Source organism: Ruegeria sp. AF1 (genome assembly GCF_056542125.1).
This window is the reverse complement of the sequence record NZ_JBQFZG010000009.1, coordinates 22,015-34,215: the sequence shown is the minus strand read 5'-3', so window position 1 is coordinate 34,215 and position 12,201 is coordinate 22,015. Positions and strand designations below refer to the sequence as shown.

10 protein-coding genes are annotated in these 12,201 nt (G+C 58.1%); 8 read left to right on the top strand and 2 right to left on the bottom strand.

The genetic code is table 11. The annotated features are described in order from the left end of the window. Positions 1–41 precede the first annotated feature (41 nt). Together ACR0BK_RS13175 and ACR0BK_RS13170 are read left to right on the top strand one after the other, a co-directional pair. Positions 42–278: a hypothetical protein gene (locus ACR0BK_RS13175; protein WP_480554979.1), complete on the top strand. Its 237-nt coding sequence runs from the start codon at positions 42–44 to the stop codon at positions 276–278. Then, positions 275–1,255 (top strand): D-2-hydroxyacid dehydrogenase family protein, encoded by a 981-nt coding sequence (locus ACR0BK_RS13170; RefSeq protein WP_480554978.1) that lies wholly within the window; start codon positions 275–277, stop codon positions 1,253–1,255. Before ACR0BK_RS13175 ends, ACR0BK_RS13170 begins: the two co-directional genes overlap by 4 nt. Here the strand turns inward: ACR0BK_RS13170 and ACR0BK_RS13165 are convergent. Continuing rightward, complete coding sequence (locus ACR0BK_RS13165) at positions 1,224–2,288, bottom strand: AbrB family transcriptional regulator (protein WP_480487417.1); 1,065 nt, start codon at positions 2,286–2,288, stop codon at positions 1,224–1,226. The two genes, ACR0BK_RS13170 and ACR0BK_RS13165, sit on opposite strands and share 32 nt — an antisense overlap. A 78-nt stretch (positions 2,289–2,366) precedes the next feature. On the opposite strand from ACR0BK_RS13165, the gene ACR0BK_RS13160 reads away from it, so the two are divergent. The 4 genes from ACR0BK_RS13160 (at position 2,367) to ACR0BK_RS13145 (ending at position 7,134) form a co-directional block, all read left to right on the top strand. Next, positions 2,367–3,047, top strand: a complete 681-nt coding sequence (locus tag ACR0BK_RS13160; RefSeq protein ID WP_480484186.1) for a GntR family transcriptional regulator — start codon at positions 2,367–2,369, stop codon at positions 3,045–3,047. A gap of 11 nt (positions 3,048–3,058) precedes the next feature. Beyond that, the gene (gene tcuA / locus ACR0BK_RS13155) at positions 3,059–4,453 is read left to right on the top strand and encodes an FAD-dependent tricarballylate dehydrogenase TcuA (protein ID WP_480554977.1); all 1,395 of its coding nucleotides are present in this window, start codon (positions 3,059–3,061) and stop codon (positions 4,451–4,453) included. Then, positions 4,443–5,522 carry a tricarballylate utilization 4Fe-4S protein TcuB gene (gene tcuB, locus ACR0BK_RS13150; protein WP_480554975.1) on the top strand — a complete coding sequence of 360 codons (1,080 nt, stop codon included), beginning with the start codon at positions 4,443–4,445 and terminating at the stop codon, positions 5,520–5,522. Before tcuA ends, tcuB begins: the two co-directional genes overlap by 11 nt. Positions 5,523–6,114: 592 nt before the next feature. Then, a complete protein-coding gene (locus ACR0BK_RS13145; RefSeq protein WP_480554973.1) occupies positions 6,115–7,134 on the top strand; it encodes an IS110 family RNA-guided transposase in 1,020 nt (339 codons plus the stop codon). Positions 7,135–7,768: 634 nt separating this feature from the next. Here the strand turns inward: ACR0BK_RS13145 and ACR0BK_RS13140 are convergent. Further along, complete coding sequence (locus tag ACR0BK_RS13140; protein ID WP_209599455.1) at positions 7,769–8,770, bottom strand: AraC family transcriptional regulator; 1,002 nt, start codon at positions 8,768–8,770, stop codon at positions 7,769–7,771. Positions 8,771–8,970: 200 nt separating this feature from the next. On the opposite strand from ACR0BK_RS13140, the gene ACR0BK_RS13135 reads away from it, so the two are divergent. Then, positions 8,971–10,530: an amidohydrolase family protein gene (locus ACR0BK_RS13135; RefSeq protein ID WP_224891407.1), complete on the top strand. Its 1,560-nt coding sequence runs from the start codon at positions 8,971–8,973 to the stop codon at positions 10,528–10,530. A 41-nt stretch (positions 10,531–10,571) separates the two neighbouring features. Further along, positions 10,572–12,200 (top strand): amidohydrolase family protein, encoded by a 1,629-nt coding sequence (locus tag ACR0BK_RS13130; protein ID WP_209599453.1) that lies wholly within the window; start codon positions 10,572–10,574, stop codon positions 12,198–12,200. Position 12,201: the final 1 nt, after the last annotated feature.

The following is a 12,201-nucleotide window of genomic DNA, read 5'->3' as shown; positions in this document are numbered from 1 at the left end:
CCCAAATAGTATACTATTGTATACATAGTGGGAGGGACACGATGGACAACTACTCGGAATGCCTCGATATCGCGCGTCAGGAACTCATGTTGGCGCAGTCGGCCCTACGGCGGGACATCGCGGACTACCCGACACCGATTGCTGGCTGCGATGAGCAGTTCAACCATCTGCTGGATCAAAGCGAACGGGTCCGCAAAGCACTTTCCGCTCTCAACACATGTCATTTTGTGCCGACGCCAAGAAAACTGAACACCGAGCAGGGTATAGAAAGCCGATGAAGGTCCACATTCTTGATGACTGGTTTGACACGCTGCGTGGCCTGCCTTGTTTTGAGAAACTCACCGGTCATGAGGTGACGTTATGGACGGATCATGTCGAAGAAACTGACACTCTGGCCGAACGACTGCATGACGCGGAGGTGCTTGTCCTGTTCCGCGAACGTACCAAAGTCACCCGCGCCTTGCTGGAGAAATTACCAAACCTGAAACTTATCAGCCAGCGCAGCGTTTATCCGCATGTCGATGTCGAAGCCTGTACAGATCAAGACGTGCTGCTGTGCTCAAACATGCACGGCGGAACGCCGTCTTATGCTGCAGCTGAACTTACTTGGGCGCTAATCATGGTCGGGATGCGGGATTTGCCCGCACAAATGGCCTCGGTCAAAGCAGGGCACTGGCAGGCGGGCGTGGGCAAGACGCTGCGGGGGCGTCAGTTGGGGCTCTATGGCTATGGCCGCATTGCTCGCGCCATTGCAAGTTATGCCGAGGCCTTTGGGATGAATGTGGTCTGGTGGTCATCCGTAGAAGGCCGGGCGCGTGCGCAGGCGGATGGCGCACAGGTCGCGCCCAGCCGTGAAGCGTTCTTTGGCAGCAGCGATGTTGTCTCGGTCCATGTGCGCTTGAAACCGGATACGCGCGGGATCATCACCGCATCGGATTTCGCACAGATGCAGCCGGAGGCGCTGTTTGTGAACACCTCGCGAGCCGGGCTGATCGCACCTGGTGCTTTGCTTGAGGCGCTGAACGTCGGTCGCCCCGGCAAAGCGGCGATTGATGTGTTTGATTCCGAGCCACTGATTGATCCGACCGACCCGCTTTTGTCACATCCCAACCTGATCGCGACCCCACATATCGGCTTTGTCACTGAAGACGAGTTCGACCTGCAATTCGCGGATATTTTCGATCAGGTGAACGCCTATGCCGAAGGCGCTCCGATCCACATGATCAACCCCGAGGTTTGGACCAACGCAGAATAAGATTCGCGGCGATGGGCGCACCGATGATCACCAGCACGATCCTTGTCAGATGGTGGGTGATCACAAAGCCCAAATCCGCGCCCGAGACGATGGCCAGCACCGTCATCTCTGCCTGCCCACCGGGCGCGAAGGCCAGAAACGCCTCGACAGGTTGGCCCAGTCCCAAGGTGGTGACAACGGCGGTGAAAGTGGCTGCCAGGACGGCAAGGACAATGACATAGGCGAAGCCCGCTGCCACTACCCGGCGTAGTTCGACCCATGTGACACCTACGAATTTCACACCAATTCCGCAGCCAATGAAAAACTGCGCTGCAAGGATGGCCTCGCGAGGCGGTCGGGTATGAATTAAGTCGCCCAGTGACAAGGCGGCTGTAAGGATCATTGGCCCCAGGATTGACGCCCCGAACAGGCCGATCCGCTCCCCGCCTTTCCAGCCGATAATGGCGGCCAGAACCATCAGCGCCAATTCATGTATTGGCAGGTTGTGCGCGGGCTCGCCAATCGGATTGGTGAGTTGGGCATCATAGAACACGGTGAGGAACAAGGGGGCCAACGTCACGATGATCAGCACGCGCGTACCGTGGATCAAGGACAAGGTACGCGGATTGGCCCCCGCCTCAGTGCCAAAGATGATCATGTCTTGCAAACCGCCCGGCATGGCTGCGTAGAAAGCCGTTGTGGAGTCAAAGCCCCAGAATTTGCGAAAGAATGGCACACCTACCAGCGCGATTAGCAGGATGAAGAACGGGATCAGCGCAATTGACGCGGCCATTTTTGGCAATTCAGCAAACAGAGCCGGCGTAATCGATGCCCCTACCGCCACGCCCAGTATAGTGCGGGCGGCAACCGAGACCTGTCCAAAGCCTTCCATCGGTGCGTGCGCAAGAGCTGCAATCAAACATGCGCTCATTGGCCCGAACAGAAAAGGTAGCGGCAGGTTTAGCGCCCAAAATACTCCTGTGCCCAACACCGCCAGGCCGAGCGTGACGGCCCGTTTCGTCAGAAGAGAGGGGGTATCAGTTTGGCTGTGCAAGGTAAGCGTTCCAGCTTCGTTGACTTATAATGTATACATGTGTATACAACTGGACGCAAGATGACAAGAGAGCCTGCGATGACCCTTCAGGACGACCCGTTACAACCTGGCCCACAAGGCAATTCTGCGTATCAGCGCCTGCTGGGCGAGATTCGCGAGGGCACTCTTTTGCCCGGCGACCGGCTGCGTGAGATTGAGCTGTCTGAACGGTTGGGCGTCAGCCGTACCCCGGTACGCGAGGCGATAAGGCAGTTGGAGGCCGACGGGCTGGTCACGCATGTGCCACGGCAAGGTGCCACCGTGCGCAGTCTGGATTACGCCGAGGTCATGGAACTCTATGAGATGCGCGCCGTGCTTGAAGGGACAGCGGCCCGTCTGGCAGCCCGCGCGGCGTCTGATGTCGAACTGGACGAGCTTGAAGTTCTGAACGACCGGCTGGCCGAGGCGGGTACTGGCCCCGATGCGGCCCAAATCAACAAGATCTTTCACGAAACACTTCTGGATGCGGCCAAGAACCGATTTCTGGCAAAATCCATGTTGTCCTTGCAAAAGGCGCTGTTGATCCTGGGTCCCTCGCAATTGCTGGATAGCGACCGCGCCGAGGCCGCAGTGGCCGAGCATCGGCGCATCATGGCGGCTTTGAAGGCCCGCGATGGCGCAGCGGCCGAGACAGAGATGCGCGCGCATATTCAGGCTGCGCAGCGGATGCGCATCCGCGCGTTGCAGGACCGCGACCGCTCAATCGACGAAAGCCAGTAGGTAGACAGGATATGGCCACCCCAAAGGAAGCTTACGATATCGCTGTGATCGGTGGCGGCAATGCGGCTCTCTGCGCTGCGATGACTGCAGCCGAGGCAGGCGCCCGTGTTCTGATCCTTGAAACGGCGCCAAAACCTTATCGCGGCGGAAACTCACGCCATACGCGCAATTTTCGCTGCATGCATTCGGGCCCGTTGGGTCCGCTCGTCGAGGCGTATAGCGAAGACGAATACCTCTCGGATCTGCTGAAAGTCACCGGTGGAAAAACCGATGAACATCTTGCCCGGTTGGCGATCCGCACGTCGGAAGAATGCCTTCCCTGGATGCAAGAACACGGGGTCCGGTTTCAGCCGTCGCTTTCCGGCACATTGTCATTGGCACAGACCAATGCGTTTTTCATGGGGGGCGGCAAATCTCTGGTGAATGCCTATTACCGCACGGCGGCAGGTTTGGGTGTAGATGTGCTGTACGAAGCCGCCGTCACGCATTTGGAACTGAATGGTGATCGGATCGAGTGGGTCGACTATAGCTATGAAGGCCAGTCTCATCGCATCGCGCCCAAGGCGGTCATCGTTGCCTCCGGCGGCTTTCAGGCCGACACGGATTGGCTCACCCGAGCCTGGGGTGAACCTGCCAAGAACTTCCTGATCCGGGGAACGCCTTACAACCGAGGCGTTGTCCTGTCTGATCTGCTGGACCAAGGAGTAGAAAGCGTTGGCGACCCGACCCAATGCCACGCCGTTGCCATCGACGGGCGCGCGCCGAAATTCGACGGCGGCATCGTCACCCGTCTGGACTGCGTTCCGTTTTCCATCGTCGTGAACAAACATGCCGAGCGGTTCTATGACGAGGGCGAAGACGTCTGGCCCAAACGCTACGCGATCTGGGGCCGTTTGGTGGCGGCGCAGCCGGATCAGGTGGGATATGCCATCATCGACGCCAAATCGCTGAACCTGTTCATGCCGTCCGTGTTCCCTCCGCTAAAGGCGGACACGTTGGACGAATTGGCCGGGATGATGGACCTGCCCGCGGAGAAACTGAAAGCAACCGTCAGCGCATTCAACGCCGCCTGCGGTGACACCAGCGGGTTTCATCCGACCGAACTGGACGGGGTGGCGACCTCGGGCCTGATCCCGCCCAAGACCAACTGGGCGCGCCCAATTACCGAACCGCCGTTTTACGGCTACTCGATGCGGACCGGCGTGACCTTTACCTATCTTGGGTTGAAGGTTGACGAGACAGCCCGGTGCTCGACCCCAAGCGGCAAGATCAAAAACCTTTGGGCGGCCGGGGAAACGATGGCCGGGTCCATCCTTGGGCAAGGCTATCTGGCGGGCTTTGGCATGACCATCGGAACTGTCTTTGGACGCATCGCAGGACGAGAGGCCGCCGCTTATGCAAACTGATCTTATTCAGGAAGCCCGCCGCCAGGCCGAGATCTGCAACGCCTGCCGCTATTGCGAGGGTTATTGCTCGGTCTTCCCGTCGCTGCACGCAGCGCGCGCGTTCTCGGATGGGGACATCACGCAATTGGCCAACCTGTGCCACAACTGCCGGGGCTGTTACTACGCCTGTCAGTACACCGCCCCGCACGCGTTTGACCTGAACCTGCCCAAGGCGCTGGCTGAAGTGCGGCGCGACAGTTGGGAAAGCTTCGCCTGGCCGCAGCCGCTGGCACGCCGGTTCCACACCCATGGCGGAGCCATCGCCCTGGCGTTGGTGGTCGGATTTGCCCTGTTGTTCTGGGCGACCCGCGCCATCGGTTCCAGTGGAGGCGAAGGGTTTTATGCCGTCCTGTCCCACAACGCGATGGTCGCGATCTTTGCGCCTGCATTCCTGCTTCCTCTGTTCAGTATCGCCTTCAGCCTGAGGCGCTATTGGGCAGAGGTTGGTGGCAAACCGATCCAGATGTCTGATCTGACGGTTGCGCTCAAACGCGCGGGCAAGATGCAGGATCTGGCCGCAGGCCATGGCGAGGGTTGTAACTTCGAGGACGAAGACCGGTTCAGTCAGGGCCGACGTCACATCCACCACGCTGTTATGTATGGTTTTCTGCTGTGCTTTGCGTCGACCTCGGTGGCGACGATCATGCACTATGTCTTCGGAATGTACGCGCCTTACGGGTTCTGGTCGTTGCCGAAACTGTTCGGGATTTCCGGGGGGCTTCTGCTGACGGTGGGGTGCGGTGCGATGGCGCTGCTCAAGCTAAAGTCAGACCGAGACCTCGGCGATCCGTCGGCCTGGGGCGGGGATATCGGCTTCATCCTGTTGCTCGGGTTTGTGGGGCTCAGCGGGCCGGTTCTTTACGCCCTCGGTTCAACACCTCTGATGCCCGCACTGCTGGCCATCCACCTCGGATCGGTCCTGACCTTCTTCCTGCTGACGCCCTACACAAAAATGGCACACGGCTTCTATCGGCTTGCGGCGCTGGTCCGAGACGCACAACGAAAAAGAGATGCGTCCATGGTCCGTTAACAGCCCGTCGCGTCTGAGTGAGCAGAAAGAACATGCAATAGGATCAAATATGATTGTGAAGAACTCTGCGTTGCGGCACTTCGAGTGGCGGTCAACGTCCGGAATGGGCCGTCCATTGTAGGACCAACGGCAGCGACGCACGCTTCGCACGTATTTGGGCCGACCGCAGCAATTTGCACTCTGGGCTCGCCGCCGCCATTCTCTGCGGTTCGCACCGAATGGCGGTCAGAGCCCACAGCTGCCGTCGACCGAGCTTTGGTCTTTCGCATGTGCGGCACGTAGCCTACCGCACATTCCGGACGTTTAGAACTAGGCGGCAAATGGTAGGTGAGCGGACATTTCCGCCGGTCGCAGATGCGGCAAAATCGGCCTCCGCGCGACGGCCGAATTTCGTAGCTGATCGCCGCACCACAGCGCGATTTCCGGAAAGCGGCCGTTCAAAATAGTCAAAATGGCCGAAATCCAAACCGGACCTTCTCCGCGTCGATTTCGAGCGTCTCATATGCGGATGGGGTGGATGGCGTCTGCAGCCAACCGTCGCGCTTTGCGGCAAACTGCAGAAGACATCTTCTGCAAGGAAAGGAGCCCCACCATGGAAGTCACGACAATAGGATTGGATCTCGGTAAAGACGTCTTTCAGGTCCACGGGATCGCTGATGACGGTACGGTTGTCTTCAATCGTTCGATCCGCCGCAGACAATTGCTGAAGTTCTTTGAGACCCTGCCGAGCTGCCTCGTCGGAATTGAGGCGTGTGGGTCGGCACATCACTGGGCGCGTGAGCTGACTGAAATCGGCCATGACGTGCGCCTCATGCCGGCGACTTACGTAAAGCCCTACGTGAAGCGTGGAAAGACGGATGCGGTTGATGCCGAGGCAATCTGCGAGGCCGTCACGCGACCGACCATGCGGTTCGTCGCTGTGAAATCGAAGGAACAACAAGCCCTTCTTACAATGCATCGCGTGCGCCAGCTTGTCGTGCGCCAGAAAACCCAGATGCTGAACGTGATCCGGGGTCTTCTTCGAGAGTTTGGTCATGTGATCGGGAACGGGCCGGTGGCGGCGATGCGCTTCGTCAAAGGGTTCAAAACCAACGATTGCCCGGACATGCCAGACGTTGCGAAGAGCATGCTCAAAACCCTCTGCGAGCAGGTTGTTGCACTCGACGAGCGCGTGGTGTTCTACGACAAACTGATCGAGTATCATTCGCGGATCGATGAACGGGCCAAGCGGATCAGAACCGTCCCTAGTGTTGGTCCAATCACCGCCTCTGCCATCGTCGCCACCATCGGCGACGGCAAACAGTTCAAGAACGGGCGCGAGTTTGCTGCTTGGCTTGGTCTCACCCCATTGAACAGATCGAGTGGTGGCAAGGAACGCCTCGGCCGGATTAGCAAGAAGGGTGACCGTTACATAAGAAGGCTTCTGGTGATCGGTATGACCTCACAAGTACAGCGCGCCCGCGGCTATCCAGAACGCGTGCATCCTTGGATCATGCAACTCCTCGAGCGCAAACCCGTCCGACTTGCCACGATCGCGATGGCAAACAAAGCCGCACGGATCATCTGGGCGATCCTCACCAAAGAAACATACTACCGGCAATCAGCGGCATAACCGGAGGCACTGAACAAAAAAGAATTGCAAGACGAATGCCATGATAGCACGTGCGGTCATCCGAGAACCCGGAAAACCCGAGCTTCGTCCTGAACTCTCAGGTTCGCTTTGCCGATTGGGACCAGGTTCACGGAACCCATCAAGGCCAGCGGCTCAAGCAAATGCCGCAATCAAAGGCCGGACACAGGACTGTACTGACCAGCCGCGCAATCAGAGCATTTTGTCCTTGCAAAGCAGACGCCATCCACACAGGACTTAGCAGCCTGATGCAGATGCGGCGAACTTCGCGATCGAACTCGCATCCCGTCGCGGAGAACACCTCGACGCCGTCGCCCGGGAGCTCAACGAGCGGCCGAGAATAACCTTGAATTACTTCTCACTCGCGGAGAAGTTCGAGGAGCGTGTTGCGGCCATCGGTTGAACCGGCAGCGCAAACCGGACATTCACGACCATGCATTGCTAACTCCGAAATATACAACAAAACTGCCAGTTGCAGAGATTGCATCGATTTTGGCAACCCACCAATTAATGCCGTCGGCTAATTTATTAACGTCGCACTACAACTTCTCCAAACTGATCCAACGAGGACCTCATCTTCCAAGTTTTCTTTTGGCTCAAGGGAGCAGGGAACGAGTCACTGATTTCGCCGATATTCGTTCGGTGTGACACCAGTCCACCTTTTGAACGCTCTGGAAAAACTTGTTGCACCGGAGAAACCAAGCAACTCGGCGATCTCCTCGTTCGGTGCGGATCTATCGCTGTCAATGATTTCTAGGGCCCTCTCTCTACGCCCCTTGTCGCGGATCTCTTGGAACGAGGTGCCCAATTCAGACATCGTGCGCTGTAGGCTCTTTGGATGGACGCCGAGGTTACGCGCGAGTTCCTCGAGGCCGAAGGTTCGCTCACCAATCTTTTGGAAGCAGACCTTTTCGACCCATTTCAGGATCGCATCGCGCGGGGAAGTATCGCGGAACTCTCCACGCGAGGTGGGCGGGATTTTCCAGTTCAGGGCTAGTGGCCGTTGCAGCCACTCAGAGGGAAACCCGATCTGAACACTGTTGCACTTTCGTTTCAAGAAAGAAGACTTCGGAAGCAGATCCAGCGGAATACCTGCGTTTTCCTGCGCCGTAACTGTTATGCGAGACGGATTGAAATCGTCTTCGGTCACTAACCGCAGGAGGGTCAACCACAGGCTCGCAGTGGCGGCATCTGCCTGAACGACGGGTGCTGCCGGTAAGAAAGTCCTCTCAGCTCGGATCACGGTGACATTTGCATTGATTTGGAGGGAGTATCGAACGTTGTTGATCTGCCGGTCGAGTTCGAGAATAGCCAGCGGTAGGAACTCTGCGAGGGTGTGGGATATCGCATAGCTCTCCCGGACAAAGACGGGGCCCGCCTCGACGAATGTCTCAGCTGCGCGCGCCGAGAAATACGGGTCGTTGAGCACATCGGCCATTTTCTCGACGGCCTTGTAGAGTGCATTGCCGGTGATCATCGCAGCCGGGTCGGTGAGATCGACCTGGTCAAGCCCAGCCGCCTTGAGAACAGGGCCAGCCTTGCCGCCGCGCTTCTCGAACAGATCAAGGAAGGGGCGAAGCTGCAGAGCGCGGTTGAACGCGATTCGCTCAGAGACCATTTGTCTGTCGTCCGTTGTTAGTTCTACACGACGATGTACATGCCGTTCACTACGAATACTCCCAGAACGCACTTTCAAGGACAAGTTTCTACACTACCTGTCGCGTGAGGGCATACAGTTTTGTTTTGATTAGCGTTTAGTATCCTTTTTGCGAAAGACCACGTTTCCAGAAGGTGGTCGAAGGTAAAGGTACATCGCCTATGAAACCAGAAAGAACTTTGTCCGCAATCGGCACCTTGGCGGTTTTGGTCGCGACCGCAACGACAGCGTTTGCCAACGATATCGTGATCTTAAATGGGCGCGTGATCGACCCGGAGACGGGCCTCGATGCGATCCGCAACGTTGGCGTGGAGGACGGCCGTATCTCGGCGATCAGCGAGTTCTCGCTTGAAGGTGACACGGTGATCGATGCTAAGGGGCACGTCGTCTCGCCGGGGTTCATCGACCTGCACGCTCACGGGCAGAGTATTGGTGACTATCGGATGCAGGCGATGCAGGGGGTGACAACGGCGCTAGAGCTAGAATCTGGCGTTTTGCCCATCGCCGACTGGTATGACAGTCAGGCTGCCAAAAACCTGCCAATCAATTACGGTGCGGCGGCGGGCTGGACCTATGGCCGGATCGCCACCTTCGACAACACCGACCCGCTGGCAACCGTTGAGTTCTTCCAAGCGGCCCAGGCCGAAAACGACTGGAAGATGGACATCGCCGACCAAGATCAGTCCGAGCGGATTCTGTCGCTGGTCGAACAGGGACTCAAGGAGGGGGGCCTTGGTATTGGGGTAAACGCGGGCTACGCGCCGGGATACGGGCAAAAGGAGTATTTTGCGCTGGCCGAACTGGCCAACGAATACGGCGTGGCGACCTTCACCCATGTTCGTTACGCCAGCAACATCGAGCCGCAGAGTTCATTCGAGGCGCTCAAGGAATTGATCTCGAACGCCGCCATCACCGGCGCGCACATGCACATCTGCCATATCAACAGCACGTCGATGGCTGATATCGAGGCCACACTCGCCCTTGTCGAAGAGGCGATGGACAAGGGTATCAACATCACCGTGGAAGCCTATCCCTACGGCGCGGCGAGCACCGTCGTCGGCGCGGCCATGTTTACTGGGCCCGACTGGCGGGACCGGATGCAATCGACAGCCGAGAATTTTCAGCTCGGCCAGGATCGCATGACCGAAGACCAACTCGACGACTATCAGGAGAACAAGCCGGGCACTTTCATCACCTGGCACTTCCTCGATGAGAGCAAGGCAGAAGATTTGGCTAAGCTCGACCTGTCGGTGACTCATCCTGCGACGCTGATCGCCTCGGACGCAACTTTCTGGTCGTACTTCGACGACAAGGGGAACATTCAGACTTACACCGGCGATGAATGGCCACTTCCTGACAACGTGTTCGCCCATCCGCGATCTGCCGGAACCTTTTCGAAGGTCCTGCGCAGCTATGTACGCGAGCGTGGTGTGCTTTCGATGAGCGAGGCGATCCGCAAGATGTCGCTGATGCCAGCGCAGACGCTGGAAGACTTCGTGCCGCAGATGCGCCGCAAGGGACGTCTGCAGGTGGGCATGGATGCCGACATCGTGGTGTTCGACCCTGAGACGGTCTCTGACAGAGCCAACTACGAGAACGCGAACCAGCCTGCCGTGGGCGTGCAGACCGTGCTGGTAAACGGCGGATTCGTTGTCCAGGATGGCGCGCTTGTCCTCGACGCGCCGCATGGCCAGCCGATCCGCAGGACGCAGACGCAGTAAACACCGGGCCTCCAACAAAATTTGAAAGGAGCACCTTGCTCATGAAGCCGCTCTCGACCCTCGCGATAACCACGCTCGCATCTGCGTTCTTCTGTGTCGGCATCGCTCAGGCGCAGGATTACGATCTCGTCATCTCGAACGGCCGGGTCATGGATCCGGAGACGCTATACGACAGCATCGCAAATGTCGGCATTTCGGACGGCCGTATCGTGGCGATCTCCAAGGAGGCGCTGAGCGGTGCCGAGGAAATCGATGCAACAGGTCACATCGTGGCGCCTGGATTCATTGACACCCATTTCCACTGGCAACAACCGATGGGCTATGCGCTTGGCCTGCGTGACGGACTGACTTCGAGCATGGACCTCGAGGAGGGCTGCGCAGGAACATTCATCGCGCGGTGGTATGAGGAACGCGAAGGCAAGAACCAGGCGAATTTCGGGTGCGCCTCCAGCCACGAACAAGCCCGCGCCATCGTGCTCGACGGTTTCGACGACGAGGAAACCCTTCTGCTGGGGCCGGCGGCGGCGCTTACCTCCCGCAAGGGATCGGGTTGGAGTTTGGACAAGGCGGATTACGACACTGGTAACAAGATTCTGCAGATCATCGACGAAGGCCTTCAGGCTGGCGCGCTCGGTATCGGATCGACATTGGGATACATGCGCGATGGTGTCACCACGCGTGAGTTGTTCGAGGTGCAGAAGATTGGCGCGCGATATGGTCGCCAGACTGCCGTTCATACGCGTTTCACACCCGATGGCGACGTGTTGGAAAACGTCGGTGCGCAAGAAGTCATTGCCAATGCATTGGCTCTGAACGCGCCCGCAATACTGCAGCACTTCAACAATCCCGGCTGGCGACTCACGCATGAACTCATCGCCCGGCTTCAGGAGAACGGACATAATATCTGGGGAGAGATCTACCCCTATTCCGCCGGATCGACCACGGTGAACGCAGTCTTCCTCAAACCCGAAAACTGGGTTGAAAGACAGGGGCATCGCTACGAAGACACGATGCAGGATCCGATTACAGGTGATTTCTATACGCAGGAAAAATACGATCAGGTCCTGAAGGATAATCCGACCCAAGAAATTCTGTTGTTCAAGACTCCGCCAGAGGACTCAGTCAAATGGTTGACTCTCAGGGGGACAACAATGGCCAGCGATGCGATGTTCGCGGAGCCTCTTATGGCGCCTTGGAATACTCCATTTGAGAAGTTGGGAAACATGCATCCGCGCGGCGCCGGGGCGCGCGCTGCAACACTGCGCCTTGGGCGCGAAAACGACATCCCGATGATGCAGCTTTTGTCGATCCTCAGCTACAACGCGGCGCACCATCTGGGCCGTACGGGGCTGAAGGCCATGCAGGAGCGGGGCCGGGTTCAGGAGGGCATGATCGCCGATATCGTGGTGTTCGACCCCGAAACCGTTGCCGACAATGCGACCTATGATCAGGGATCAATCCCCTCGACCGGGTTCAAGGCGGTTATTGTGCATGGCGAGGTGACCGTGCGTGACGACGAACTGCTGGAGGTCTTTGCCGGCCAGCCGATCCGCTTCGAGCCGGAAGACAAACCGCGGTTCGAGTCGGTGTCGGAAGACGCTTGGAACCGGGAGTTTTCCACCGGCATGCCGGATGTGGCGCCGGGCGTTCCTCCGCAGGGAGGGAATTGAG

Bases quoted from the DNA above. Each gene is read 5' to 3' on its own strand.
- ACR0BK_RS13175 (WP_480554979.1), top strand. From the start codon at position 42: ATGGACAACTACTCGGAATGCCTCGATATCGCGCGTCAGGAACTCATG.
- ACR0BK_RS13170 (WP_480554978.1), top strand. From the start codon at position 275: ATGAAGGTCCACATTCTTGATGACTGGTTTGACACGCTGCGTGGCCTG.
- ACR0BK_RS13160 (WP_480484186.1), top strand. From the start codon at position 2,367: ATGACCCTTCAGGACGACCCGTTACAACCTGGCCCACAAGGCAATTCT.
- tcuA (WP_480554977.1), top strand. From the start codon at position 3,059: ATGGCCACCCCAAAGGAAGCTTACGATATCGCTGTGATCGGTGGCGGC.
- tcuB (WP_480554975.1), top strand. From the start codon at position 4,443: ATGCAAACTGATCTTATTCAGGAAGCCCGCCGCCAGGCCGAGATCTGC.
- ACR0BK_RS13145 (WP_480554973.1), top strand. From the start codon at position 6,115: ATGGAAGTCACGACAATAGGATTGGATCTCGGTAAAGACGTCTTTCAG.
- ACR0BK_RS13140 (WP_209599455.1), bottom strand. From the start codon at position 8,770: ATGGTCTCTGAGCGAATCGCGTTCAACCGCGCTCTGCAGCTTCGCCCC.
- ACR0BK_RS13135 (WP_224891407.1), top strand. From the start codon at position 8,971: ATGAAACCAGAAAGAACTTTGTCCGCAATCGGCACCTTGGCGGTTTTG.
- ACR0BK_RS13130 (WP_209599453.1), top strand. From the start codon at position 10,572: ATGAAGCCGCTCTCGACCCTCGCGATAACCACGCTCGCATCTGCGTTC.